General features: G+C 71.1%; 18 protein-coding genes. 14 read left to right on the plus strand and 4 right to left on the minus strand.

Annotated elements, in window-relative coordinates:
* Positions 1-85: 85 nt before the first annotated feature.
* Positions 86-823 (plus strand): acetoacetyl-CoA reductase, encoded by a 738-nt coding sequence (phbB, locus tag P1K89_RS00655; RefSeq protein WP_284614418.1) that lies wholly within the window; start codon positions 86-88, stop codon positions 821-823.
* On the opposite strand, the gene mnmH is transcribed toward phbB, so the two are convergent.
* The 4 genes from mnmH to P1K89_RS00675 are packed head-to-tail and all read right to left on the minus strand — an operon-like array spanning position 792 to position 5,710.
* Positions 792-1,871, minus strand: coding sequence for a tRNA 2-selenouridine(34) synthase MnmH (gene mnmH, locus P1K89_RS00660; protein ID WP_284614419.1), 1,080 nt, complete (start codon positions 1,869-1,871; stop codon positions 792-794). The genes phbB and mnmH overlap by 32 nt on opposite strands.
* Positions 1,868-4,504, minus strand: a complete 2,637-nt coding sequence (locus P1K89_RS00665; RefSeq protein ID WP_284614420.1) for a [protein-PII] uridylyltransferase — start codon at positions 4,502-4,504, stop codon at positions 1,868-1,870. Before P1K89_RS00665 ends, mnmH begins: the two co-directional genes overlap by 4 nt.
* A 4-nt stretch (positions 4,505-4,508) precedes the next feature.
* The gene (map, locus tag P1K89_RS00670; protein WP_284614421.1) at positions 4,509-5,312 is read right to left on the minus strand and encodes a type I methionyl aminopeptidase; all 804 of its coding nucleotides are present in this window, start codon (positions 5,310-5,312) and stop codon (positions 4,509-4,511) included.
* A gap of 26 nt (positions 5,313-5,338) precedes the next feature.
* On the minus strand, positions 5,339-5,710 hold the full coding sequence (locus P1K89_RS00675) for an ANTAR domain-containing protein (protein WP_284614422.1): 372 nt from the start codon (positions 5,708-5,710) through the stop codon (positions 5,339-5,341).
* Between the two features lie 329 nt (positions 5,711-6,039).
* Here P1K89_RS00675 and P1K89_RS00680 point away from each other — a divergent pair, with 329 nt between their 5' ends.
* From P1K89_RS00680 to P1K89_RS00740, 13 genes are all read left to right on the plus strand, one after another.
* Complete coding sequence (locus tag P1K89_RS00680) at positions 6,040-7,620, plus strand: methyl-accepting chemotaxis protein (RefSeq protein ID WP_284614423.1); 1,581 nt, start codon at positions 6,040-6,042, stop codon at positions 7,618-7,620.
* Between the two features lie 97 nt (positions 7,621-7,717).
* The gene (gene purL / locus P1K89_RS00685) at positions 7,718-11,719 is read left to right on the plus strand and encodes a phosphoribosylformylglycinamidine synthase (RefSeq protein WP_284614424.1); all 4,002 of its coding nucleotides are present in this window, start codon (positions 7,718-7,720) and stop codon (positions 11,717-11,719) included.
* 91 nt (positions 11,720-11,810) lie between these two features.
* Positions 11,811-13,484: a GGDEF domain-containing protein gene (locus P1K89_RS00690; RefSeq protein WP_284614425.1), complete on the plus strand. Its 1,674-nt coding sequence runs from the start codon at positions 11,811-11,813 to the stop codon at positions 13,482-13,484.
* 112 nt (positions 13,485-13,596) lie between these two features.
* Positions 13,597-13,911 (plus strand): hypothetical protein, encoded by a 315-nt coding sequence (locus tag P1K89_RS00695; RefSeq protein WP_284614426.1) that lies wholly within the window; start codon positions 13,597-13,599, stop codon positions 13,909-13,911.
* Between the two features lie 95 nt (positions 13,912-14,006).
* A complete protein-coding gene (locus P1K89_RS00700) occupies positions 14,007-15,044 on the plus strand; it encodes an AraC family transcriptional regulator (RefSeq protein WP_284614427.1) in 1,038 nt (345 codons plus the stop codon).
* Between the two features lie 189 nt (positions 15,045-15,233).
* Positions 15,234-16,673 (plus strand): UbiA family prenyltransferase, encoded by a 1,440-nt coding sequence (locus P1K89_RS00705; protein WP_284614428.1) that lies wholly within the window; start codon positions 15,234-15,236, stop codon positions 16,671-16,673.
* On the plus strand, positions 16,661-17,977 hold the full coding sequence (locus P1K89_RS00710; RefSeq protein WP_284614429.1) for an FAD-binding oxidoreductase: 1,317 nt from the start codon (positions 16,661-16,663) through the stop codon (positions 17,975-17,977). Before P1K89_RS00705 ends, P1K89_RS00710 begins: the two co-directional genes overlap by 13 nt.
* Complete coding sequence (locus P1K89_RS00715) at positions 17,974-18,738, plus strand: SDR family NAD(P)-dependent oxidoreductase (protein WP_284614430.1); 765 nt, start codon at positions 17,974-17,976, stop codon at positions 18,736-18,738. The genes P1K89_RS00710 and P1K89_RS00715 overlap by 4 nt, the downstream gene beginning before the upstream one ends.
* On the plus strand, positions 18,738-20,549 hold the full coding sequence (locus P1K89_RS00720) for a hypothetical protein (RefSeq protein WP_284614431.1): 1,812 nt from the start codon (positions 18,738-18,740) through the stop codon (positions 20,547-20,549). The genes P1K89_RS00715 and P1K89_RS00720 overlap by 1 nt, the downstream gene beginning before the upstream one ends.
* A gap of 19 nt (positions 20,550-20,568) precedes the next feature.
* Positions 20,569-21,522 carry an NAD-dependent epimerase/dehydratase family protein gene (locus tag P1K89_RS00725; RefSeq protein ID WP_284614432.1) on the plus strand — a complete coding sequence of 318 codons (954 nt, stop codon included), beginning with the start codon at positions 20,569-20,571 and terminating at the stop codon, positions 21,520-21,522.
* Positions 21,522-22,874, plus strand: coding sequence for an NAD(P)/FAD-dependent oxidoreductase (locus P1K89_RS00730; protein ID WP_284614433.1), 1,353 nt, complete (start codon positions 21,522-21,524; stop codon positions 22,872-22,874). Before P1K89_RS00725 ends, P1K89_RS00730 begins: the two co-directional genes overlap by 1 nt.
* Positions 22,874-23,272 (plus strand): GtrA family protein, encoded by a 399-nt coding sequence (locus P1K89_RS00735; RefSeq protein WP_284614434.1) that lies wholly within the window; start codon positions 22,874-22,876, stop codon positions 23,270-23,272. The genes P1K89_RS00730 and P1K89_RS00735 overlap by 1 nt, the downstream gene beginning before the upstream one ends.
* A 169-nt stretch (positions 23,273-23,441) precedes the next feature.
* On the plus strand, positions 23,442-25,964 hold the full coding sequence (locus P1K89_RS00740; RefSeq protein WP_284614435.1) for a hypothetical protein: 2,523 nt from the start codon (positions 23,442-23,444) through the stop codon (positions 25,962-25,964).
* The last annotated feature ends 86 nt before the right edge of the window (positions 25,965-26,050 follow it).

A 26,050-nucleotide genomic window follows, 5' to 3' on the forward strand; every position in this document is an offset into this window, starting at 1 on the left:
GGGTCGGACCCGACTTGACCGCCATCCGGCGCCGGATCAGTCTGCTGTGCGCTTCGAACAATCCACATCGAAGGAGTAGAGAGTCATGAGTCAGAAAACGGCCTACGTCACCGGTGGCATGGGCGGCATCGGTACCGCGATCTGCCAGCGCCTGCACAAGGAAGGCTTCAAGGTCATCGCCGGTTGCGGCCCGAGCCGCGACTACAACAAGTGGCTCGACGAGCAGAAGGCGCTGGGCTACACCTTCTACGCGTCGGTGGGCAACGTCGCCGACTGGGACTCGACGGTCGAGGCCTTCTCGAAGGCGGTCGCCGAGCACGGCACGATCGACGTGCTGGTGAACAACGCCGGCATCACGCGCGACCGCATGTTCCTGAAGATGTCGCCCGAGGACTGGAAGGCGGTCATCGACACCAACCTGAACTCCATGTTCAACGTCACCAAGCAGGTGGTGCCGGGCATGGTCGAGAAGGGCTGGGGCCGCATCATCCAGATCTCGTCGGTCAACGGCGAGAAGGGCCAGGCCGGCCAGACCAACTACTCGGCCGCCAAGGCCGGCATGCACGGCTTCACGATGGCGCTGGCGCAGGAAGTGGCCAACAAGGGCGTGACGGTCAACACCGTCAGCCCCGGCTACATCGGGACCGACATGGTGCGCGCGATCAAGCCCGAGATCCTCGAGAAGATCGTCGCGACCATCCCCGTGAAGCGCCTGGGCAAGCCGGAAGAGATCGGCTCCATCGTGGCCTGGCTGGCCAGCGAGGATTCCGGGTTCTCCACCGGTGCGGACTTCAGCTGCAACGGCGGGATGCACATGGGGTGAGCAGGGCGCCGGCGGCGGCGCGCAGCGTCGCCGGGCCGGCATCCTGCAGCGCCACGGGCTGCGCGTCCGCGTAGCCCGCGTAGTGCCTGTCGATCGAGCGCAGGTACAGCGGATCGTAGTGCTGGTGCAGCAGCTGCGGCAGCAGCGCCGCCCAGTCGCCCGCCCGGGCCAGCGCCTGCCAGCGCGCGACGGTCTCCTTGCCGCGCAGCTCGACCAGCCCTTGCAGCAGCGCGCACAGCCGCTCCGGCTCGGCGATCAGCTCGGCGTAGTCGGCCATCAGCAGCTGCACACGCGCGGCGTCCGGCATGTCGACGCGGATGCAGCGCCCGGCCGCATGCATGCGGCTGATCAGCGCATCGGGCACCAGCAGCGTGCCGATCTTGCGGCTCTCGGATTCGACGAACACCGGCCGTGCGGGGTCGAGCTGCTGCAAGGCCTGCCACAGCAGCGTGTCGAAGCGCTTCTGCGCCGGCTGCGGCCGGTCGGCGAATCCGCCGAGCACCGAGCCGCGGTGCTGCGCGAGCCCCTCGAGATCCAGCACCTGCGCGCCTTCGGCCGCCAGCGCATGCAGCAGCCGCGTCTTGCCGCTGCCGGTGCGACCGGTCAGCACGTGGAAGTCGAAGCGCTGGGGCAGCGTCTGCAGGTCGTCGCGCACGCGGGCGCGAAAGGCCTTGTAGCCGCCGTCGAGGCGGGCCGTGCGAAAGCTGATCTGGTCGAGCACCAGCGCCAGCGAGCCCGAACGCTGGCCGCCGCGCCAGCAGTAGACCAGCGGCAGCCACTCGCGCGGCTTGTCCTGCACCCAGCGCTCGAGGTGGTTCGCGATGTTGCGCGACACCAGCATCGCGCCGAGCTTGCGCGCGGCGAGCGGCGAGTCCTGCACGTACAGCGTGCCGACGACGCGCCGTTCCTCGTCGTCGAGCACCGGCCAGTTGACGGCGCCGGGCAGGTGGTCCTCGGCGTACTCCGCCGGCGAGCGCACGTCGATGATGGCGTCGAAGCGCTGTAAGTCGCCGATCGTCGCCGGCGCAGGAACCGATTTCAAACTCACTTGGGTGCCGCCAGCGCGTCGAGCAATTCGCTCTCGATCTGCAGCTGCGCACGCGTCTGCTGCAGCACCGGCCCGTCGACGAGGAAGGTGTCCTCGACGCGTTCGCCCAGCGTCGTGATCTTCGCCAGCTGCAGGTTCACATGGTGCTGCGCCAGCACGCGGGCGACGGCGTACAGCAGGCCGGAGCGGTCGCTGGCGCTGACCGACAGCAGCCAGCGCTGCGCGCGTTCGTCGGGCCGCAGCGACACGCGCGGCAGGATCGGGAAGGACTTGACCCGGCGCGAGACCCGGCCGCGGCTGGGCTCGGGCAGCGGGCCGGTCGAGGCCAGCGCCGCGGCCAGCTGGTGCTCGATCAGCGAGATCAGGTCGCGGTAGCTCGCCTGGTCGCCTTCGTAGCCGGGCTTGACGATCTGGAAGGTGTCGAGCGCGTAGCCGGTCTTGCTGGTGTGGATCTTGGCGTCCTGGATCGAGAAGCCGGCGCCGTCGAAGTAGCCGCAGATGCGCGCGAAGGTGTCGGGCCGGTCGGGCGAATACACCAGCACCTGCAGCCCGTCGCCCACCGGCGACGGCCGTGCGCGCACCACCGGCACCTGGCCCTCGATGTGGCGCCACAGCGAACGCGCATGCCAGGCGATCTCGGTCGCGTCGTGGCGCACGAAGTAGCTCAGCTCCAGCGTCTTCCACAGCGGGCCCTCGGTGCCCGGCAGTGCCGAGTGCAGCGCGAGGATCTGCCGCGCTTCCTGCTTGCGCGCCTCGGTCTCGGCGTCGAGGTTGGGCTTGGCGCCGCCTAACGCGCCAAGGGTGCGGCGGTAGAGGTCCTCGAGCAGCTTGCCCTTCCAGGCGTTCCACACCTTCGGGCTGGTGCCGCGGATGTCGGCCACCGTCAGCAGGTACAGCGCCGTCAGCCGCCGCACGTTGCCGACCTTCAGCGCGAAGGCGCGGATCACATCGGCGTCCGACAGGTCCTCCTTCTGCGCCACCGTGCTCATCGTCAGGTGGTGGCGAACGAGGAACTCGGCCAGCGCCGCGTCCTCGCGCGGCAGGCCGTGCTCGCGGCAGAAGCGGCGCACCTCGTCGCCGCCGAGCGTCGAGTGGTCGCCGCCACGGCCTTTCGCGACGTCGTGGAACAGCGCCGCGATGTAGAGGATCTCGGGCTTGTCCCACTCGCTCGCCAGCTGCGAGCAGAACGGGTACTCGTGCGCATGGTCGGCGATGAAGAAGCGGCGCACGTTGCGCAGCACCATCAGGATGTGCTGGTCCACCGTGTAGACGTGGAACAGGTCGTGCTGCATGCGCCCGACGATGCGCCGGAACACCCACAGGTAGCGCCCCAGCACCGAGGTCTGGTTCATCAGCCGGAAGGCGTGCGTGATGCCCTGCGGCTGGCGCAGGATCTGCATGAACAGCGCGCGGTTCGCGGGGTCCTTGCGGAAGCGCGTGTCCATCACGTTGCGCGCGTTGTACAGCGCGCGCAGCGTGCGCGCAGACAGGCCCTTGATGCCCGCCGTCTGCTGGTAGACCAGAAAGGTCTCGAGGATCGCGTGCGGGTCCTCGACGTAGAGCTCGTCGCGCGCCACCTCGAGCATGCCGCTGCGGTCGAGGAAGCGCTCGTTGATCACGCGCATCGGCGGCGATTCGTTGCCGGCGATGCGTTCCTCGATGTTGAGCATCAGGATCTGGTTCAGCTGCGTGACCGCCTTGGCCGCCCAGTAGTAGCGGTGCATCAGCACTTCCGACGAACGCTGCGCCTTGCTCGCGGTGTAGCCGAAGCTCTCGGCGACGGCGGTCTGCAGGTCGAACACCAGCCGGTCCTCGCGCCGGCCGGCGATGGCATGCAGGCGCGCGCGGATGAGCTTCAGCGTGCCCTCGTTGCGCTGCAGCTGCTTGACCTCGAAGGGCGTGATCAGCCCGTTCGTCGCCAGCTCGCTCCAGCTGCGGCCGAGGCCAGCGGCGCGCGCCACCCACATCACCACCTGCAGGTCGCGCAGGCCGCCGGGGCTTTCCTTGCAGTTCGGCTCCAGCGAGTAGGGCGTGTCCTCGTACTTGGTGTGGCGCTGGCGCAGTTCCAGCGTCTTCGCGCGATAGAACGCGGCCGGGTCCATCACCGCGGCGGTCGCGTGCTTGAAGTGGGCATACAGCCGCCGCGTGCCGCAGATCAGCCGCGATTCGAGCAGCGCCGTCTGCACCGTGACGTCGGCGCGCGCCTCGGCGACGCATTCGTCCACCGTGCGCACCGACGAGCCGATCTCCAGCCCGATGTCCCAGCAGGCGGTGATGAAGCCCTCGACCGACGCGCGCATCGAGTCGGTCGAGGCCGCGCCGCGCAGGCGCTCGCCCGGCAGGTGGTCCGGCAGCAGCACCAGCACGTCGACGTCGGAATGCGGGAACAGCTCGCCGCGGCCGTAGCCGCCGACGGCCACCAGCGCCGCGCCCGTGGGCATGCCGGCGTTGCGCCAGAGGTCGCACAGCGTCGCGTCGACATGGCGCGTCAGCTGCTTCACGAGCCGCGTCGCGGCGGGCGCGCTGGCGCGGCTCTGCAGGAAATGCTCGATCAGCGCCTTCTTGCCGTCGCGCAATCGCGCGCGCAGCGTGGCGACTCCGCCGGCGGGCGTCGGCTGCGCGGCAATGAGCATTCGATCAGCCCGAGATGAAGGCCGGCGGCTTGGGCGAGCCTTCCGAGAGTGTCAGCACCTCGTAGCCGGTGTCGGTGACCACGATGGTGTGCTCCCACTGCGCCGACAGCGAACGGTCCTTGGTGACGATGGTCCAGCCGTCGCCCATCTCGCGGATCTCGCGCCGGCCGGCATTGATCATCGGCTCGATCGTGAACACCATGCCGGGCACCAGCTCCTCGAGCGTGCCGGGGCGGCCGTAGTGCAGCACCTGCGGCTCCTCGTGGAACTTGCGGCCGATGCCGTGGCCGCAGAACTCGCGCACGATCGAGAAGCCGTTCGCCTCGGCGAAGGTCTGGATCGCATGGCCGATGTCCCCGAGCCGCGCGCCCGGCTTGACCTTCGCGATGCCCTTCCACATCGCCTCGTAGGTGAAGCTGCACAGGCGCTTGGCGGCGATCGACCCTTCGCCGACGACGAACATGCGGCTGGTGTCGCCGTGCCAGCCGTCCTTGATGACGGTCACGTCGATGTTGACGATGTCGCCGTTCTTCAGCGGCCGGTCGTTCGGGATACCGTGGCAGACCTGGTGGTTCACCGACGTGCAGATCGACTTCGGGTACGGGATGTAGCCGGGAGGCGCGTAGTTCAGCGGTGCCGGCGTGCCGCCCTGCACATGCACGATGTGGTCGTGCGCCAGCTTGTCCAGCTGCTCGGTCGTGACGCCGGGCTTCACGTGCCCGGTGAGCATGTCCAGCACTTCGGAGGCCAGGCGGCCGGCGATGCGCATGCCCTCGATGTCGGCAGCGGTTTTCAGGGTGATCGACATGGGGCGGGATTATCCCACCCGGCCTTTCACGCTGCCGGCGGGGGGCCGGGGGTCAGCAACCGCGCGCTCCCGGCGACGATGTCGCGGGCCAATTGCACCATCTGGGTGCGCTCAGTGCGGGCCTGGCGGCGCAGTGCATCAAAAGCGTGCTCGGGCGACAGCCCGTGGCGTTCCATCAGCATGCCGACCGCGGTGGCGATGCTGCGGCTGGTCTGGATCGCCTGCTGCCAGGTGGCGTGCCGCTGCGCGAGCTCGCTGGTTTCGAGCAACGCAAAGTCGGAGTCTTGATGACCGTCGATGTCGGTGCGGACTTCGTAGCCGGCCGCCTGCAATAGGCGCGCCAATTCGTCGCGCAGTGCCGTGTCGGTCACCGCCAATTGGAATCGGGGTCGCTTCATTCCTCTCCTGCCGCCGTTTTCTTCTACGGGGGGCATTGCGAGGAACGCCCGACCCGTGGGTGGATCTGTCGGGCCCTGCGACTGCAACCGCTTTCAACATGATGCGCGGAGCGCGCGCGCGAATCAACCATTCTTCTGCGTCGCAATCGGGTTGAAAGCGACATGTCATCCTTCTTGTTCAGGAGATTGCCCGCCCCGCGTGGCCGGCACGATGCCGGCACTCGCAACCGAGACCCCGTTGCCCACGTGTTCCGGCTCATGCCGCCGACGCGAATCCGCCACACGGATTCCCGAGTTCGGCGGTGTTCGAGCCCTCGCAGGGAGGTCTCATGAACTTCATTCGCCATTGGCGCATCGGCGCCCGGCTCGGTGCGGGATTCGCCGCGGTGCTCGCCTTGACGGCCCTCATGGCCATTGCCGCCGTGATGCGGCTGCAATCCATCGGCGACGGCACCGAACAGATCGTCGAGAAGGAGTGGGTCAAGGCCCAGGCCGCGTCGACCCTGACGGCCCTGACGCGCGCCAATGCGCAGCGCACGATGGAGTTGTTCTTTCACGACGACAAGGCCCGGCTCGCGAAGGTGCGCGAGCTGATGGCCGCCAACCGGCAGCACATCACCGAGGCGCTGGAGACGCTCGACAAGCTCGTCTACCTGCCCGAGGGCCGCGCACTGATGGCGCGCATCAAGGACCGGCGCGGCGCCTTCGTGGCCTCGTTCACCAAGGTCGACCAGCTGCTGCAGCAAGGCGATCGCGACGAGGCCACGCGGCGCCTCATCGGCGAGACCCTGCCGGCCATCGAGGCCCTGCAGGCCGAGGTCCAGGCGCTCAGCGCGCTGCAGGGCCAGCTCGCGACGAGCGCGGGCCGGCGCATCGAGCACACGGTCGCCACGACGCGCGACCTGATGCTGGTGCTGGGCCTCGTCGCGCTGGTCGTCGGCACCGGCTTCGCGTGGTGGCTGACGCGCTCGATCACGCGGCCCATCGGCGACGCGGTGCGCGTGGCCGAGACGGTGGCCGCCGGCGACCTCGGGTCGCGCATCGAGGTGAACGGCCGCGACGAGACCGCACAGCTGCTGGGCGCGCTGCGCCGGATGAACGAGAGCCTGGCGAACGTCGTCGGCACCGTGCGACGCAGCAGCGACTCGATCGCCACCGGCTCGGGTCAGATCGCCGTGGGCAACCAGGACCTGTCGCAGCGCACCGAGGAGCAGGCCTCCAGCCTGCAGGAAACCGCCGCGTCGATGGAGCAACTCAACAGCGCGGTGCAGAACAACGCCGACTCGGCGCGCCAGGTCGCGCAGCTCGCACGCTCGGCCACCGAGGCGGCGCAGCGCGGCGGCGACGTCGTCACCCAGATGGTGCAGACCATGGAGCAGATCAGCGACGCGAGCCGCCGCATCGGCGACATCATCGGCGTCATCGACGGCATCGCGTTCCAGACCAACATCCTCGCGCTCAATGCCGCGGTCGAGGCGGCGCGGGCCGGCGAGCAGGGCCGCGGCTTCGCGGTCGTCGCCAGCGAGGTGCGCACGCTGGCGCAGCGCAGCGCCGCGGCGGCGCGCGAGATCAAGACGCTGATCGGCGCCAGTGCCGAGAAGGTCGAGCTCGGCGGCCAGCAGGCCGGCAGCGCGGGCCAGGCGATGGAGGACATCGTCGCGCAGGTCAGGCGGGTCGACGACCTGATCTCCGAGATCACGGCGGCCACGGTGGAGCAGTCGACCGGGCTCGACCAGGTCGGCACCGCGATCGGCCAGCTCGACCAGGTGACGCAGCAGAACGCGGCGCTGGTTGAGGAATCGGCGGCCGCGGCGGAGAGCCTGCGCCAGCAGGCGCAGCGGCTGGTCGAGGCGGTGTCGGTGTTCCGGCTCGACGGCAGCGACGAGCGGCACCCGGCGCACGCGGTGTAGCCGGGCGCGGCGCCTGCATCCGGGCGTGCTTCGGCACGCCCGGCGGCCGGTCGGGGGTCCCTACAATCCCGGGTTTCCCCCGAAGGCCCTCTCCAGCATGACCGCCGCCGCCAAGCACCTGATGCATTTCGAAGGGGGCGATGCCCTCTCCGCGTTTCGCGCGCAGGCGCTGCTCGGGCGGTTGCAGGCGGTGAGCCCGCGCATCACCGGCGTCGCTGCGCGCCACGTGCACTGGGCGTGGAGCGACCAGCCGCTGGACCGCGGCGAGCTCGACAAGCTGTCCGGCCTACTGAAGTACGGCGATCCGGCCGCGGCGGGCGCCGAGGGCGCGCTGGTCGTCGTGATGCCGCGCCTGGGCACGGTGTCGCCGTGGGCCAGCAAGGCCACCGACATCGCGCACAACTGCGGGCTCGGCATTCACCGCATCGAGCGCGTCACCGAGTTCCGGCTGCAGCTGAAGGCGCCGCTGCTCGGCTCGGCCAAGCCGCTGTCGGCCGACGAACTGGCCGCCTGCGCCGCGCTGCTGCACGACCGCATGACCGAGAGCGTCGCCTTCGAGCGCGACGCCGCGCGCCACCTGTTCGACGAACAGCCGGCCGAGCCGCTGGCGCACGTCGACGTGCTGGGCGCCGGCCGCGACGCGCTGGTGCGGGCCAACACCGAGTTCGGCCTGGCGCTCAGCGACGACGAGATCGACTACCTGGTCGACGCGTTTACTGCGTTGAAACGCAACCCCAGCGACGTCGAGCTGATGATGTTCGCGCAGGCCAACAGCGAGCACTGCCGGCACAAGATCTTCAATGCCGACTTCGTCATCGACGGCGCGCCGCAGCCGCTGTCGATGTTCAAGATGATCCGCCACACCGAGCAGGTGTCCGGCGCGCACAGCATCGTCGCCTACAGCGACAACGCCGCGGTGATGGAAGGCGGGCCGGTCGAGCGCTGGCTGCCGCAGGGCTTCACCAACGCGCCGGCCTACGGCGCGCGCGCCGCGACCGCGCACGTGCTGATGAAGGTCGAGACGCACAACCACCCGACCGCGATCTCGCCGTTCCCGGGCGCCTCCACCGGCGCCGGCGGCGAGATCCGCGACGAGGGCGCCACCGGCCGCGGCGCGAAGCCGAAGGCCGGGCTCACCGGCTTCAGCGTGTCGAACCTGCACCTGCCCGGTCTCGCCGAGCCGTGGGAGCGCAACCCGGTCGGCAAGCCCGAGCACATCGCGAGCCCGCTGCAGATCATGACCGAGGGCCCGCTCGGCGGCGCCGCGTTCAACAACGAGTTCGGCCGGCCGAACCTGGGCGGCTACTTCCGCGTCTTCGAGCAGAACGTGGCGGGCGTGATGCGCGGCTATCACAAGCCGATCATGATCGCCGGCGGCCTCGGCACCATCGATGCCGGCCAGACCCACAAGCGCCCGTTCGGCGCCGGCACGCTGCTGGTGCAGCTGGGTGGCCCCGGCATGCGCATCGGCATGGGCGGCGGCGCAGCCAGCTCGATGGCCGCGGGCACCAACACCGCGGCACTGGACTTCGATTCGGTGCAGCGTGGCAACCCCGAGATCCAGCGCCGCGCGCAGGAAGTCATCAACCACTGCTGGGGGCTGGGCGAGACGAACCCCGTGCTGGCGATCCATGACGTCGGCGCGGGCGGCATCAGCAACGCCTTCCCCGAGCTGGTCGACGGCGCACAGAAGGGCGCGCGCTTCGACCTGCGCCGCGTGCCGCTCGAGGAGAGCGGCCTCGCGCCGAAGGAGATCTGGTGCAACGAGAGCCAGGAGCGCTACGTCCTGGCGATCGACCCGGACCTGATGCCGGTGTTCGAGCAGATGTGCGCGCGCGAGCGCTGCCCGTTCGCGGTCGTCGGTGTCGCCACCGATGCACCCGACCTGATCCTCGAGGACGGCGAGGGCGGCGAACGTGCGATCGACATGCCGATGGAGGTGCTGCTCGGCAAGCCGCCGAAGATGCAGCGCGACGTCACGCGCGTCCAGCGCCGCGAGACGCCGCTGGACCTCACCGGCGTCAAGCTCGACGAGGTGGCCTTCAGCGTGCTGCGCCATCCCACGGTGGCCAGCAAGCGCTTCCTCGTGACGATCGGCGACCGCACCGTCGGCGGCCTGAACCACCGCGACCAGATGGTCGGCCCCTGGCAGGTGCCGGTGGCCGATTGCGCGGTGACCCTGGCCGACTACGCCGGTTTCCGCGGCGAGGCGATGGCCATGGGCGAGCGCACGCCGCTGGCATCGCTGGATGCGCCGGCTTCGGGCCGCATGGCGGTCGGCGAGGCGATCACCAACCTGCTGGCCGCGCCGATCGAGCTGCCGCGGGTCAAGCTCAGCGCGAACTGGATGGCCGCCTGCGGCGAGCCGGGCGAGGACGCCGCGCTGTACGACACGGTGAAGGCGGTCGGCATGGACCTGTGCCCGGCGCTGGGCATCGGCATCCCGGTCGGCAAGGATTCGCTGTCGATGCGCACGCGCTGGAGCGATGCGGGCCAGGGCAAGCAGGTCACCGCGCCGGTCAGCCTGATCGTCACTGCCTTCGCGAGCCTTGCCGACGTGCGCGGCACGCTGACGCCGCAGCTGCAGCCGGGTGAGACCAGCCTGATCCTGATCGACCTCGGCCAGGGCCGCCACCGCATGGCGGGCTCGATGCTGGCGCAGGTGATCGGCCAGTTCGGTTGCCACGAGAAGGATGGCGTGCCCGACCTCGACGACCCCGCGCAGCTGAAGGCGCTGGTCGCCGCGATCAACCAGCTGCGCGGCGAAGGCCGGCTGCTGGCCTACCACGACCGCAGCGACGGTGGCCTGTGGGCCGCGGTCTGCGAGATGGCCTTTGCCGGCCAGCGCGGCGTCAGCCTCAACGTCGACCTGCTGGTCACCGAAGGCGACGGCATCGGCGACAGCCGCGCCGAGTTCGGCGATTCGAAGAACTGGGCCACGCAGGTCGGCGAGCGCCGCAACGAGCTGACGCTGAAGGCCCTCTTCAACGAGGAGCTCGGCGCGGTGATCCAGGTGCGGCGCGAGGATCGCGACGCGGTGATGGCGGTGCTGCGCGCGCATGGGCTGTCCAAGCACAGCCATGTGGTCGGGCAGACCAACGAGCGCCGCGCGATCGAGGTGTGGCGGGATACCAAGGCGCAGTTCAGCGCGCCGCTGCGCGAGCTGCAGCAGGCCTGGGACGAGGTCAGCTGGCGCATCGCGCGCCAGCGCGACAACCCGGCCTGCGCCGATGCCGAACACGCGGCCGCCGGCGCCGAGGGCGATCCGGGGCTGCACGTGCAGCTGAGCTTCGATCCGGCGGTCGACGTGGCCGCGCCCTTCGTCGCCGGCGGCGCCAAGCCGAAGCTCGCGATCCTGCGCGAGCAGGGCGTCAACTCGCATGTCGAGATGAGTTATGCGATGGCGCAGGCCGGCTTCGAGACCTTCGACGTGCACATGAGCGACCTGCAGGCCGGCCGCGCACGGCTCGACCAGTTCCAGGGCTTCGTCGCCTGCGGCGGCTTCAGCTACGGCGACACACTGGGCGCCGGCGAAGGCTGGGCGCGCTCGATCCTGTTCAACCCGGCGCTCGCTGAAGCCTTCGCCGCCTTCTTCGCCCGGCCCGACAGCTTCGCGCTCGGTGTCTGCAACGGCTGCCAGATGATGGCCGCGCTGAGCCCGATCATCCCCGGCGCGATGGCCTGGCCGAAGTTCACCCGCAACCGCAGCGAGCAGTTCGAGGCCCGCTTCAGCCTCGTCGAGGTGCTCGAGAGCCCGTCGATCTTCTTCGACGGCATGGCCGGCAGCCGGCTGCCGATCGCCGTCGCGCACGGCGAGGGTTACGCCGACTTCTCGCAGCGCGGCGACGCCGCCGCGGTGCACCGCGCGATGCGCTACGTTGACCACCATGGCGCACCGACCGAGGCCTACCCGTTCAACCCCAACGGCAGCCCCGGCGGCCTGACCTCGGTGACGACGGCGGACGGCCGCTTCACGGTGCTGATGCCGCACCCGGAGCGCGTATTCCGCAACGTGTTGATGAGCTGGACGCCCGGGGACATCGCGCAGCGCAGCCCCTGGATGCGCATGTTCGCCAACGCGCGCAAGCGTCTGGGCTGAGCACCGCCCGGGGGCGCCCCGCGGCGCTTGTTGAAGTTCCGGCGGCGCCCGATACTGAGGCGCTCGCGCCCGCGGCGAGTGAAGTACCGCGATGAGCAAGACCCGCGACCCGCATCCGATCGAGGTGCTGCTGCAGCAGGCCCTCGACGCGGTGCGGCGCGGCCACCACCGCGAAGGGCTGCAGCGTGCCGAGCAGGCGCTCGCGCTGCTGCCGGCCGCCGACGAGGCCGGCCGCGCCCTGGCCACCCGGCTGATCACGCTGAACCTGTGGCGGCTCGGCCAGCCCGAGCGCGCGGTGCACACCGGGCAGCGCGCGCTGGCGCTGTACCGCCAGCTCGGCGATGCCGCCGGCGAAGCCGAGACGCTGGTCTCGCTGTGCATGGCCTATGTCGCGCTCGGGCTCTACCGCGATGCGCTGGATGCCGCGGTGCGCGCGCTGGCCGCGGCCCGCGAATCGGGTGACCGCCGCATCGAGAGCTGGGCGCTGAACCGCATCGGCGTGGCCTACGAGGCGCTCGCCGATGCCGAGCTCGCCGCGCGCTACCTGCACGAGGCGCTGACGCTCGCGCGCAGCCACGGCGGCGAGGAGGAGCAGTTCGCCGCGCTGTGCAACCTGGCCAGCAACGCCCTGGTGGCCGCCACCGGCCACCGCGACGGCGGCCGGCTCGCGGCCGCCGGAGCGGCCATCAGCGCCGCGCGCAACCATGCCACCGAGGCGCTGGCGCTCGCGCGCCGCTCCGGCAACGTGCACCGCGAGGTGCTGGCGCTCAGCAACCTCGCCGAGGCGCTGGTCGAGGACGGCGACAACGGTGGCGCGGCCGCGCTGATCACCGAATACGGCGAGCTGGCCGAACGCCAGGGCTTCCGGCCGCTGGAGCTCGCCGCGCGTCTGGACCACGCGAGCCTGCGCCAGCGCGAGGGCGACCACGCCGGCGCCGTCGCGCAGCTCGACGCGCTGCTGCGCGAACTGCCCGCCGAAGCCAACACCGAGATCCGCCGCAAGGTCGAGCAGGCGCTGTACGTGTCGAACAAGACGCTGGCCCGTCCCGCGCAGGCGCTGGCGCACCACGAGGTGCATGCGAGGTTGGAACGCGAGCACCTCGTGCAGCGCGCCGACGCGCAGGCCCGCGTGCTGCTGGAGCGGCTGGAGTTCGAGAAGGCCAAGCGCGAGCTCGCGCTGGCGCGCGACGATGCCCAGGCGCAGCGCGCGCGGGCCATCGAGCTGGAGATCGAGCAGCACCGCCTGCGTGCGCGGGCCGAGGCGATGGCCCGCGCCGCGCACGAGGACCCGCTGACCGGGCTGCACAACCGCCGCCTGATCGAGGACATGCTGCCCGCCGTGCTGCGGGCGGCGCTGTCCGCGGCCACGCCGCTGGCGCTGGTGATGCTGGACGTCGACCACTTCAAGCGCGTCAACGACGGCCATGGCCACGCGGTGGGCGACCGGGTGCTGGCCAGCCTCGCGCAGCTGCTGCGCCAGCACACGCGCAGCTCGGACCTGCTGGCGCGTGTCGGCGGCGAGGAATTCCTGCTGGTGCTGCCGGGGGCGACGATCGAGCAGGCGGCCGACAAGTGCGCGCAGCTGCGGGCCGCGGTCGAGCGCCATCGCTGGGGCGAGGGCGTGCCGCCGGACCTGGTGCTGACGATCAGCCTCGGCGTCTCGGCGCTGGCGCCGCAGGACGACAGCGGGCTGCTGATGGCCCGGGCCGACGCGGCGCTGTACGGCGCGAAGCGTGACGGGCGCAACCGCGTCGTGGTCGGTTGAGGCGGCCCCGTTGCGGCCGCAAATGAAGCGCGCCTGAAGCTGCGCTGAAACGCGCCGCTGCGAACATGCCGCGGCTTCACACTTCCACGACATTCCCCGAAGAGGCCTGCCGATGAAAACCGTTCCCGTCCGTTCGCTGCGCCATGCCCGCGTTGCCGCGCTCGCCGGCGCCCTGACGCTGCCGCTCGCCGGTGCCTTGTCCGCGCTGCCGTCGGCCGCGATGGCCGCCGACGTCAACAAGGGCATCGAGCAGGCCCTGGCCGCCGCGCAGGAGAGCAAGAAGGGCATCTATGTGTACGTCGGCGGCCAGCAGATCGGCGGCGCGGTCGTGAAGATCGAGGCCGGCCAGTGGGTCGAGCTGCGCAGCCAGCAGTACAGCCGCATCGTGCTGCGCCTGGACCGCATCGACGGCGTCGCGATGCCCTGATTCGCGGGGGCACCCCCTGTCCGGGGCGGGGCGATTGCGCCACAGGCCGCACTCGGCCCGATGGCGGGGGCGGGGGAGTTGCTCTAGAAAGCGGGATGGCCGCAGCCGTTCCGCCTGAGTCCCGCTTCGCGCCCGAGCCTTCGGCCGACGAGCTGGAGGCGGTGCTCGCCGACCGGCGCTTCGTCTCGCTGTTCGAGACGCGCGAGCCCGAGCATGCCGAGGCCTTCCTGTCGCGCGTCTACGGTCCGCATGCGCTGACGCTGGGCGGCGGCGGCCACACGCTGAACATGCGCCTGCGGGCCTTCGAGTTCGCGCACCTGCACCTGGGCGAGGTGCGCTACGGGCAGCCGGCCGTGGCCAGCATGTCGCAGGCGCATGGCCACTGGGTGTTCTCGTACCTGCGCAGCGGCAGCGTCGCCACCGACGTGCAGCCGCGCCCCTACGTGCCGGGCGAAGCGGCGGTGATGGCGCCCGACAGCGTGCAGCAGCTGCGCATGTCCGCCGACATGGAGATGCGCAACCTGCGCGTCGGCCAGTCCGAGATGCTGGCCGCGTGCCGGTCGCTGCTCGGTTCCGACCTCGCGCATCCGTTGCGCTTCGACGAACGCGTGCCCGCCCACAGCCCGCAGACCGCCGCGCTGCTGCGCGTGATGACGCACCTGGCGGCCACGCCCGCCTACGCACTGGCCGCCGCCAGCCGGCTCGAAGGCAGCCTGCGCGACGCGGCGCTGTTCGAGATCCTGCTGGCCTGGCCCAACAACTACGCGCACCACCTCGAGCAGCCGGCGGCGCTGCCGCTGAGCACGCGGCGCGCGCGCGACTACATCCATGCCCACGCGGCCGAGCTGCCGTCGATCGGCGACATCGCGGCGGCCGCCGGCGTCGGCGTGCGCGCGCTGGCGCGCGGCTTCGAGAAGCACCTGGGCGTGTCGCCGCAGCGCTACCTGCAGCAGTACCGCCTCGACCGCGTGCACGAGGCGCTGCTGGCGCCCGGCGGCGAGACCACCGTCACCGAGGTCGCGGTGCAGTGGGGCTTCCTGCAGCTGGGCAGCTTCGCCGCACGCTACCGCGAGCGCTTCGGAGAATCGCCCAGCCAGACGCTGCGGCGCTCGCCGCTGATCCCGCCGGGCTGACCACCCCAACGTCCGAAAGGCGCGGCCAAAGGGGCCCGCAGCGCGCCACAGGGCCGCGGCCGGCGCTTTGCCGCATGCGCCGCTGATACGATTCGCACCCGCCGGCGCGTCGGGTGCGCCGGAAACCAGAAGAAACGACCCCCTTCGTGGGGCTGGCGGCCCGTCCGGAGGCTGCAAGGAAGGAAGCGCTTGAGTACCCGCCCGCTCGTCGTCGACCTCGACGGCACCCTGATCCACACCGACATGCTGCACGAGTCGGCCCTCAGGGTGCTGCGCGACAAGCCCTGGGACACGCTGTACATCCCGGTGTGGCTCGCCGGCGGCAAGGCGCTGCTGAAGCAGCGCCTGGCCCTGCGGTCGAGCTTCGACCCGGCGGGCCTGCCCTACAACCTCGATTTCCTCGCCTGGCTGCGCGAGCAGCGCGCGGGCGGCCGCACGCTGGTGCTGTGCACCGCGGCCGACGCGTCGATCGCCGAGGCGATCGCGCAGCACCTGGGCCTGTTCGACGAGGTCATCGCCAGCGACGGCCGCACCAACCTGTCCGGCCGCCACAAGGCCGACGCGCTGGCCGCGCGCTACGGCGCACGGGGCTTCGACTACGCCGGCAACTCGCGGGCGGACCTGCCGGTGTGGGAACGGGCGCACGGCGCGGTGGTGGTCAATGCGTCCGCCGCGCTGGCGCGCCAGGCGCGCACGCTGTGCGAGGTCGAGCGCATCTTCCCGCCGCCGCGCGTGGGCTTCACCGGCTGGCGCCGCGCATTGCGGCTGCACCAGTGGCTGAAGAACCTGCTGCTGTTCGTGCCGCTGGCGGCCGGCCACCGCTTCGACGACGCCGGCGCCTGGCTGCGGCTGCTGCTGGCCTTCTTCGCCTTCAGCCTGTGTGCATCGGCGGTCTACGTGGCCAACGACCTGATGGACCTGGAGAGCGACCGCCGGCATCCGCGCAAGCGCGAGCGTGGCTTCGCGTCGGGCCACATCCCCGTGTGGCGCGGCGTCGTGCTGGCGCCCGTGCTGCTGGCCGGCGGCTTCGCGCTGGCGGCGCAGGTGTCGCAGGCCTTTCTCGGCTGGATGGGGCTGTACTTCCTGGCGACCTGCGCCTACTCATGGGGCCTGAAGCGCATCGTGCTGGTCGACTGCCTGCTGCTGGCCATGCTGTACACGCTGCGCATCGTCGCCGGCACCGCGGCGGCGCAACTGCAGTTCTCGTTCTGGCTGCTGGCGTTCTCGGTGTTCCTGTTCCTGTCGCTGGCCTTCGTCAAGCGTTATGCCGAGCTCGCGCTGCAGGCGGGCGCCGGGGTCGAGGCGCCGCACGGGCGCGGCTACCGCAGCAGCGATTCGCCGCTGCTGCAGACCATGGGCGTGACCTCGGGCTACGCCGCGGTGCTGGTGCTGGCGCTGTACATCAACAGCGCCTCGGTGCAGTACCTGTACCGCGCGCCGGAGCTGGTGTGGGGCACGCTGCCGCTGGTGCTGTTCTGGATCAGCCGCATGTGGATGAAGGCCCACCGCGGCCAGATGCACGACGACCCGCTCGTCTTCGCCGTCAAGGACGTGCCCAGCCTGATCGCCGGCCTGCTGTTCGGCGGCGTGCTGGCGCTGGGCGCCGTCGGGTGGCCATGGTCGGCCTGACCGCCTGGGGTCGGCTCGGCACGTGGAACCATGACGTGCTCGAACTGGACCACGCGCAGCCGCTGCCGGCGCAGATCGCCGCGCGCCTGCCGGGCATCGCGCACGGCATGGGCCGCAGCTACGGCGATGTCGCGCTGAACCCGGGCGGCCATGCCTGGAAGACCACCGGCCTCGACCGCTTCCTGCAGTTCGACGAGGCCAGCGGCCGCCTGCGCTGCGAGGCCGGCGTGCTGCTGCGCGACATCCAGCGCCTGATGGTGCCGCGCGGCTGGTCGCTGCCGGTGGTGCCGGGCACGCAGTGGGTCACCGTCGGCGGCGCGATCGCCAACGACGTGCATGGCAAGAACCACCACCGTTTCGGCAGCTTCGGCGACCACGTCGCCCGCATGCGCCTGCTGCGCACCGATGGCGAGCTGATCGACTGCGGCCCCGCGCTGCGGCCGGAGTGGTTCGCCGCCACCGTCGGCGGCCTCGGGCTCACCGGCCTGATCACTGAGGCCGAGCTGCAGCTCAAGCGCCAGGCCGGCCCCTGGCTCGACGCCGAGACGCTGCCCTTCGCCGGGCTGGACGCGTTCTTCGCGCTGGCGCAATCGTCCGAAGCGGACTGGGAGCACACCGTCGCCTGGATCGACTGCCTGTCCTTCGCTCGCGGCGGGGCCCCGGGCCGCGGGCTCTTCATGCGCGCGAACGCCGCCGCGGCGGGCGCGGGCGATGGCGCGCGCGCACCGCGCGAGCGCCAGTGGTCGGTGCCCGCGGCACCACCGGTCTCGCTGGTCAACCGCTGGTCGCTGCGGCCCTTCAATGCCGCCTACTTCGCGCTGAACAAGTCGCGCACCGGGCGGCGCACCGTGCACAGCGAACCCTTCTTCTACCCGCTCGACGGCGTGCAGCACTGGAACCGCCTGTACGGACCGCGCGGCTTCTACCAGTACCAGTGCGTGGTGCCGCCGCGCGAGGCAGCGGCCGCGACCGCCGCGCTGCTGGCCGAGATCGCGCGCGCCAACAGCGGCTCGTTCCTCGCGGTGCTGAAGACCTTCGGCGAGCGCGCCGGTCCCGGCCTGCTGAGCTTCGCACGGCCCGGCACGACGCTGGCGCTGGACTTTCCGAACGACGGCGCATCGACACTGCAGCTCTTCGAACGGCTCGACGCGATCCTGCGCGAGTCCGGCGGCGCGATCTACCCGGCCAAGGACGCGCGCATGCCGCGCGACCTGTTCGAGGCGGGTTATCCGCGCCATGCCGATTTCCGGGCCTTCCGCGACCCCGGCATCGAGTCGGCCTTCTTCCGTCGCGTGATGGCATGACGATTCCTTCCTCTTCCCCGCGCCGCATCGTGATCGTCGGCGCCACCTCGGCGATCGCCGAGCACTGCGCGCGCCAATGGCTGGCCGAAGGCCCCTCGACGCTGACGCTGGTCGGCCGCGATGCGGCGCGCACCGAACGCGTGGCCGCCGACCTGCGGGTGCGTTCGCCGCAATCGGCGATCGACGTGCGCACGACCGATTTCGAAGATCCCCGCGCGATCCAGGCCCTGGCCACGACGCTGGCCGCGACCGGCGCGATCGACATCGTGCTGATCGCCCACGGCAGCCTGCCGGAGCAGCAGGTGGTGCAGGCCGACCTCGAAGCCAACCGTGCCGCGCTGCAGATCAATGCGGTTTCGCCGGTGCTCTTCGCCGAAGCCTTCGCCGCGCCGCTGCAGCATTCCGGCCGCGGCACGCTGGCGATCATCGGCTCGGTGGCCGGCGACCGCGGCCGGCGCTCGAACTACGTCTACGGCGCCGCCAAGGGCCTGGTCGCGCGATATGCCGAAGGCCTGCAGCACCGCTTCGCCGGCACGGCGGTGCGCGTGGTGCTGGTCAAGCCGGGGCCGACCGCGACGCCGATGACCGCGCACCTCGCGAACGGCGGACGGGCGCTGGCGCCGGTCGATCGCGTCGCCGCCGACATCGTGCGCGCGGTCGCCCGCGGCACGCCGGTGTGCTACACGCCGGGCAAGTGGGCGCTGATCATGGGCGTCATCCGGCACCTGCCGCGCGCCGTCTTCAACCGGATGGACATCTGATGGTCCCCTCGATCGGCGCCGCAGGCGCCCCCACCCTGGCCGCCGGCGCGAATGCCGGCACGCTGCTGCGGCGCGCGGGGGCGCGGCCGTGGCGCCTGGCGATGCTGCTCTTCGCCGCCGCGATGATCGGTGCCGCGCTGTACGGCGGCGTGCGCTGGTTCACGCCGGTTCCGATCGGCGACGCGTGGGACGGCATCGTCGGCTTCCGGCTGCACCAGCAGGCGGGGTCCCTGGGCATCTGGTGGGCGCAGCACAACGAACACCGCATCGTGCTGGCGCGACTGTTGTTCTGGCTGGACTTCGAGCTCTTCGGCGGGTGCACCGTCTTCCTGATCGTCGCGAACTACGCGCTGGTCGTCGCCGCGATCGCGCTCTTCGCGGCGCTGGTGCGCAGCGCCTTCCGGCGCGACGGCGGCAGCGCGCCGGACGCCGAACGGCTGTTCACCCTGGGGCTGGCCGCCTGGCTGTTCCAGTGGATGCAGTTCGAGAACCTGACGCGGCCCTTCCAGAGCCAGTTCTTCCTCGCCACGCTGGTGCCGCTGGCCGCGCTGTACTTCCTGTACCGGGCGACCGTGCCGACATCGCCGCGGCGCGACTTCGTGATCGCCTGCGTGCTCGGCGTCGCCTCGATCGGCACGATGGCCAACGGCGTGCTGGCGCTGCCGCTGATGGTGCTGTACGCCGCGTTGACCCGCCAGGGCTGGCGGCGCATCGCCGTGCTGGGACTGCTGGCCGCGTTGACGCTGGCCGCGTACTTCCACGGCTATTTCGCGATCCGCGGCCACGGCTCGCTGGGGCAGGCGCTGCGCGAGCAGCCGCTGGCGCTGGTGCACTACTGGCTCGCCTACGTCGGCGGGCCGTTCCAGAAGCTGGCCGCGATGACGAACCACGGCCGCACCTTGGCCGTCGTGATGGGCGCGGTCTTCGCGCTGCTGGCGCTGGCCGCCGCGGCGCGCGCGCTGCGCCGCCCGGCGGCGTCGGCGCTGGAGCTGGCGCTGCTGGCCTTCATCGCCTACTTCTGCGCCACCGCGCTGGCCACGGCCGGCGGGCGCGTCAACTTCGGCATCGAGCAGGCCTTCTCGTCGCGCTACACGACGCCGGCGCTGATGGCCTGGGGCTGCCTGCTGGTGCTGCATGCGCCAGCGCTGGCACGCTGGTTCGGCGCGCGACCGCGCGCCGCGCTCGCCGCAGGCCTGCTGTTCGCGCTGCCGATGCTCAACGCGCAGCTGGAGGCGCTGCAGCCGCGTTCGGGCGAGGTGCTGGAGCTCGAATCCGGTGCGCTGGCGCTGGTCCTGCAGGTGCGCGACGAACACCAGGTGCTGCACCTCTATCCGGTCTACGAACCGCTGCGGCGCACCGCCGACCACGCCGAGCAGGCGCGGCTGGCGATCTACGGCCAGTTCCCGTTCGAGCGGCTGCGCGAGCAGCTCGGCCAGCCGGCGCCGGCACGGCCGGTCGCGCAGTGCCGCGGTTTCGTCGATGCGGTGGAAGTGCTCGGCACCGATCCGCGCTTCCTGCGCGTCAGTGGCTGGTTGTTCGATCCGGTGAGCCGGTCGGTACCGCGACGCGCGCGCTTCGTCACCGCCGAGGGCCGCACCGCCGGCTTCGCGCTGACGGGCGGCCCGCGCGAAGATGTCGCGCAGGCCGTCGGCTGGCGTGCACGCGGGGCCGGGTTCCGCGGCTACGTGCTGGTCGACGAACTGGCGAACCCCCGGGCGAACCAACTGGCAAACCACCCGGCCGGCGCCCCGCTGGTGCTGCAGGACGATGCGGGCGCCTGCCACCTGCCGCTGCAATGGCCCAGGCCCTGAAGAAATGATGAACTCCGTGATGACCCTCCCGCCGGACCGCGGCACGCGCATCGTGCTGCCGGGCGGTGCCGGCCTCGTCGGCCAGAACCTCGTCGCACGGCTGCGCGAGCGCGGCTACCGCGACATCGTCGTGCTCGACAAGCACCGCGCCAACCTCGAGGTGCTCAAGCGCCTGCAGCCCGGCGTCACCGCCGAATACGCCGACCTCGCGTCGCCCGGCGAGTGGCAACGCCACTTCGACGGCGCCGGCGTCTGCGTGATGCTGCAGGCGCAGATCGGCGGTCTGGACTACGCCGAGTTCGAGCGCAACAACGTCGAATCGACGCGGCTGATCCTCGACGCGGTGCGCCGCCATGCGGTGCCGCGGCTGGTGCACATCAGCTCGTCGGTGGTCGAGTCGGTGGCCGACGACTTCTACACCCGCAGCAAGCGGGCGCAGGAGGCCCTGGTGCTCGCCAGCGGGCTGCCGTGCCCGATCCTGCGGCCGACGCTGATGTTCGGCTGGTTCGACCGCAAGCACCTGGGCTGGCTGGCGCGCTTCATGCGCCGCGTGCCGGTGTTCCCGATCCCCGGCCATGGCCGCTACATGCGCCAGCCGCTGTACGTCGGCGACTTCTGCAACATCATCATCGCCTGCATCGAGAAGCCGGTGACCAGCGGGATCTTCAACATCTCGGGCCACGAGCGCATCGACTACGTCGACATCATCCACGCGATCCGCCGCAGCATCGGTGCGCGCACGCCGATCGTGCACATCCCGTACGGCTTGTTCCACGCGCTGCTGTGGGCCTGGTCCTGCGTCGACCGCAACCCGCCGTTCACCACGCAGCAGCTGGCGGCGCTGGTCGCGCGCGACGAGTTCGAGGTGATCGACTGGCCGGGCCTGTTCGGCGTGCGCTGCACGCCGTTCGCCGAAGCGATCGACGAGACCTTCCGCCACCCGCAGTTCGCCGCCGTGGCGCTGGAGTTCTGATGGCGAGCGCTCCCTCGGCCGGCGGCGGCCAGCGCATCGCCGTGCTCGGCGCCGGCCCGATGGGGCTGGCGGTGGCCTACCAGCTGGTGCGCGACGGTCACCGGCCCGTGCTGTTCGAGGCCGACGACCGTGTCGGCGGCATGACCGCCACCTTCGACTTCAACGGCCTCGAAATCGAGCGCTACTACCACTTCCACTGCACCTCGGACCACGCGTTCCTCGAAGTGCTGAAGGAACTGGGCCTGGCCGATCGCATGCGCTGGGTCGCCACGCGCATGGGCTACTGGTACCAGGGCCGCGTGCAGCCGTGGAGCAATCCGGTCGCGCTGCTGCGCTTCAAGGGCCTGGGCCTGGTGGCGAAGATCCGCTACGCGCTGCACGCGCTGGCCTGTGTCCGCCGCGACGACTGGAAGCCGCTGGACCATGTCGAAGCCAGCGCGTGGATCCGGCGCTGGGTCGGCGCCGAGGCCTGGGAGGTGCTGTGGCGGCGCCTATTCGACTACAAGTTCTACGACCAGGCCCACAACCTGTCGGCGGCGTGGATCTGGAGCCGCATCCGCCGCATCGGGCGCTCGCGCTACAGCCTGATGCGCGAGAAGCTGGGCTACCTGGAAGGCGGCTCCGCGACCCTGCTGCAGGCCTTGCGCCGGGCGATCGAGGCCGGCGGCGGCGAGCTGCGGCTGAAGTGCCCGGTGCAGCAGGTGGTGCTGGAAGGGGAGGCAGGCGCCGCGCAGCGCGTGGTCGGCGTGCGCACGGCCGACGGCATCGAGGCCTTCGACCGCGTGATCAGCACCGTGCCGATGCCCATCGTGCCGCGGCTGCTGCCGCAGCTGCCGGACGCGCTGCTCGCGCGTTATCGCGCGCTGAAGAACATCGCCGTCGTCTGCGTCATCGCCAAGCTCAAGCGCCCGGTCACCGAGAACTTCTGGCTCAACACCAACGACCCGGAGATGGACATCCCCGGCCTCGTCGAGTACTCGAACCTGCGGCCGCTGGACCAGCACGTGGTCTACGTGCCGTTCTACATGCCGGGTGAACATCCGAAGTACCAGGAGCCCGACAGCGTCTTCACCGACAAGGTCAGGCGGTATCTCAAGCGCATCAACCCGGCGCTGCAGGACGGCGACTTCATCGACATCCGCGCCAGCCGCTACCGCCATGCGCAGCCGGTGTGCGAGCCCGGGCACCTCGAGCAGTTGCCGCCGGTGCACGGGCCGGTGCAGGGGCTGTGGGTGGCCGACACCTCGTACTACTACCCCGAGGACCGTGGCATCTCCGAAAGCATCGGCTTCGGCCGCCAGCTCGCGAAGGACGCGGCCAACGACACCGTCGGTGGCGCCGACAGACGCTGATGCGTGCCTTCGCGTCGCGCCAGTTCCTTGCCTTCCTCGTCACCGGCGGCTTCGCGGCGCTGGTGAACTTCGGCTCGCGCATCGCCTACAGCCAGTGGCTGCCGTTCTCCGGGGCGGTGGTGCTGGCCTACCTCACCGGCATGGTCACCGCCTTCGTGCTGGCGCGGCTCTTCGTCTTCGGCCCCGGCGCGCAGCCGGTGCACCACGCGGCGGGCAAGTTCGCGCTGGTCAACCTGCTGGCGGTGGCGCAGACCTGGGCGGTGAGCGTCGGCCTGGCCGACTACGGCCTGCCGGCGCTGGGCGTCACGCGCTTCGTGCACGAGATTGCCCACGGCGTCGGCGTGATCGTGCCGGTGTTCACCAGTTTCCTCGGCCACAAGCACTGGTCGTTCCGGTGAAAGGGCCGCTCGGGCCGGCGGTCACCCGCTGACATCGGATGGCTGCCGTGCCGGTGCAGGCGCTCCCTAGATCGACGGAGGCTCTGGCGCGGTTGCGACGATGCTGCACCGTGGCCGCCGCGTATCCTTCGCCGCTTCGTCCACCTGACGCGCCGCAGCGCTTCCGTCGATGCCCTTCACCGATCCGTTCCTCCAGCTCGAACCTGGCTTGGCCTTCGGCCGGCTCCACGCGACAGAGGATGTCGACTGCTTCCGCGTCGAGCTGGTTCAAGGTGAGCGCTACTTCGTCGAGCTGATCGCCCACGGCCCGATCGACCTCGCACTGCTCGACGACCACGGCGAAGCGCTCGCCACGGGGGGCAACGCCGTCACCGACCGGGGCATGATCCGGTCGTCGCTGTCGTTCGTCGCCCCGGCGAATGGCACGTATGCGCTTCAGGTCACCGGCGGCTCGGCGAACTGGGTGCAGCCGACGGACTACGCGCTGTCGATCGGGACCACGAATGTCGACGACGTCCCCGACGAGCGCTGGATGGCTCGCCGAATCGAGCTGGGCGGCCATGTCGACGGCACGCTCGACCTCTCGCAGGACATCGACTGCTTCGCGCTGGCGCTGGCCGCCGGACAGCGGGTCCAGGTGACGATCCGCCACAGCGCCCCGTTCCCGAACGAGGACCCGGTCGTGCGCGTGCTCGGCCCCAACGACAACGACGTGCGGGAGATCTCGTCGGGCGCGGTCGGCATCTCCTTCGCCTTCTCCGCGACCAGCGCCGGCACCTACTTCATCGAGCTGCGCAATGCCGACGGAACCACATCGCCGGGCGACGCCAATGTCCTCAGCTACCACATCGAGACCGCGCTGCTGCCGCCGGACGACCATGCCGACGGGTACCTCGGCGCGACGTCGATGAAGGTCGGCACCGAGGCCACGGGCCGCATCGAGCTGTCGGGCGATCGCGACTGGTTCCGTGTCGACCTGGCCTTCGGTCAGCGCTATCGCATCACGCTCGTCGACGACCAGGCGCTCGTCGACAACGACCTCGTCGTCTCGCTCGGTGCCGGCGGATACGAGCTGGTCCGCTCCGACCCCGACGCCGGGCTCGTGTACCGCGCCATGGGCGGTGGCACCTACTACATCGCCGTCGAAGGCAGCAACGACCTGCAGCGCGCGACGTCGCCGGTGGGCTACCGGCTGCGCGTCGAGCCGATCCCCGCCGACGACCGCGCCGATACCCCCGGCGACGCCTCGCTGCTCGCCGTCGGTGGCACGGCCACGTTCCGCTTCGACGGCGGCAGCGATGTCGACGTGTTCCGCTTCGAGGCCGTGGCCGGCCAGCGTTATGTCGCGGAGATCAAGGGACCGACCGGAACGTCAGGCCGGACCGACGCCTTCTTCATCGAGGACGGCGAGCCGGTGCCGACGCACGTTGGCGAGGCGCGCTATCGCGACCTCCAGCCCGCGAGCTCGTGGTACTTCACGGCAGACACGTCCGGACCCGTTTATCTGGCGCTGCTGCCGCGCACGCTGGATCTGTCGGCCGACTGGCGCGTCGAGCTGCGCGCGGTCGCGCCCGACGATCACGCCGAGTCCGCCGCTGCCGCCACGCCGCTGGCGCTGGGCTCGCCGCTCACCGGCGCGTTGAGCGGCCCCGGCGACGAGGACTTGTTCGCCGTGTCGCTCGTCGCCGGACAGGCCTACAGCTTTGCCCTGACGACACCGCTCGACCTGCCCTCGATGTGGTACCCGGATTTCTCGCCCCGGCTCGAAGTGTCGCTGGCCGGCGGCGCGCAGCCGCTGTTGACGGTCGACGGCCATTGGCCGGCCGGCATGAAAGGTGCACTCTTCTTCGCGCCGGCCGACGGCGTCTACATCGTGCGGCCGCGCTTCGTGACGAGCTACACCGTGCAGGTCGAGCACTGGCAACCAGGCGCCGACGACGAAGCCGATCTGCCGGCCAACGGAGAATGGCTGAATGCCAACACGGGCTTCGAGCCGGCGGGCTTGCCCCTCATCGGCTCCGAGAGCGACGACGTCCTGACCGGCAGTGCAAGGCCGGATTTCATCCAGGCGGGCGCCGGCAACGATCGCATCGAGAGCCGGCTGGACGGCGACGTCGTCGAGGGCGGCGACGGCATCGACACCCTCGTTGTCGATGCCACGCTGGGTACCATGCTCGCCGAGTACGCGGGGGGCCGGTGGACGCTGACAAATCTCAGCGCCGGCGGGGCGGCCTCGCTGACCGCCGTCGAGCGCGTGCAGGGCACCGACGCCGGCCTCGCGCTCGATCTCGACGGCCACGCCGGCTCGGTGGCCCGTGTGCTCGGCGCACTGTTCGGTCCGCAGGCGGTGGCCGATCGCGCGCTCGTCGGCCTGGGGCTGTCGCTGCTCGACGCCGGCCTCGACTACCCGACCCTCGTCGCGGCCGCGGTCGACAGCGAGCTCTTCCGGGCGCAAGCCGGCGGGGCGTACTCCCATGCGGCCTTCGTCGACATCGTCTACCGCCATGTGTTCGGCCACGCGCCGACGGCGGACGAGCGGGCGGCGTATGTCGCGCTGATCGATCAAGGCAGCGTCACGCAGGCACAGCTGGCGCAGCTGGCCTGCGACTCGGTCTTGAACGCCGCCAACATCGGCCTCGCGGGACTGCAGGACTCCGGGCTCGCCTACCTGCCTGTCGTAGGGGCCTCATGACGGCCGTTGATCGGCGTCAAAGGCCCGCGCCCATTGCTGCCTAGACTTCAGGGTTTCTCCTTGGCACGGCCAGCGCAGGCCGCACC

The organism is Aquabacterium humicola, assembly GCF_030167915.1.
Taxonomy (GTDB): Bacteria; Pseudomonadota; Gammaproteobacteria; order Burkholderiales; family Burkholderiaceae_C; genus Pseudaquabacterium; species Pseudaquabacterium humicola.

Coding starts and splice junctions, on each gene's coding strand:
- phbB (WP_284614418.1), top strand. CDS start 86: ATGAGTCAGAAAACGGCCTACGTCACCGGTGGCATGGGCGGCATCGGT.
- P1K89_RS00665 (WP_284614420.1), bottom strand. CDS start 4,504: ATGCTCATTGCCGCGCAGCCGACGCCCGCCGGCGGAGTCGCCACGCTG.
- map (WP_284614421.1), bottom strand. CDS start 5,312: ATGTCGATCACCCTGAAAACCGCTGCCGACATCGAGGGCATGCGCATC.
- P1K89_RS00675 (WP_284614422.1), bottom strand. CDS start 5,710: ATGAAGCGACCCCGATTCCAATTGGCGGTGACCGACACGGCACTGCGC.
- P1K89_RS00680 (WP_284614423.1), top strand. CDS start 6,040: ATGAACTTCATTCGCCATTGGCGCATCGGCGCCCGGCTCGGTGCGGGA.
- purL (WP_284614424.1), top strand. CDS start 7,718: ATGACCGCCGCCGCCAAGCACCTGATGCATTTCGAAGGGGGCGATGCC.
- P1K89_RS00690 (WP_284614425.1), top strand. CDS start 11,811: ATGAGCAAGACCCGCGACCCGCATCCGATCGAGGTGCTGCTGCAGCAG.
- P1K89_RS00695 (WP_284614426.1), top strand. CDS start 13,597: ATGAAAACCGTTCCCGTCCGTTCGCTGCGCCATGCCCGCGTTGCCGCG.
- P1K89_RS00700 (WP_284614427.1), top strand. CDS start 14,007: ATGGCCGCAGCCGTTCCGCCTGAGTCCCGCTTCGCGCCCGAGCCTTCG.
- P1K89_RS00710 (WP_284614429.1), top strand. CDS start 16,661: ATGGTCGGCCTGACCGCCTGGGGTCGGCTCGGCACGTGGAACCATGAC.
- P1K89_RS00715 (WP_284614430.1), top strand. CDS start 17,974: ATGACGATTCCTTCCTCTTCCCCGCGCCGCATCGTGATCGTCGGCGCC.
- P1K89_RS00720 (WP_284614431.1), top strand. CDS start 18,738: ATGGTCCCCTCGATCGGCGCCGCAGGCGCCCCCACCCTGGCCGCCGGC.
- P1K89_RS00725 (WP_284614432.1), top strand. CDS start 20,569: ATGACCCTCCCGCCGGACCGCGGCACGCGCATCGTGCTGCCGGGCGGT.
- P1K89_RS00730 (WP_284614433.1), top strand. CDS start 21,522: ATGGCGAGCGCTCCCTCGGCCGGCGGCGGCCAGCGCATCGCCGTGCTC.
- P1K89_RS00735 (WP_284614434.1), top strand. CDS start 22,874: ATGCGTGCCTTCGCGTCGCGCCAGTTCCTTGCCTTCCTCGTCACCGGC.
- P1K89_RS00740 (WP_284614435.1), top strand. CDS start 23,442: ATGCCCTTCACCGATCCGTTCCTCCAGCTCGAACCTGGCTTGGCCTTC.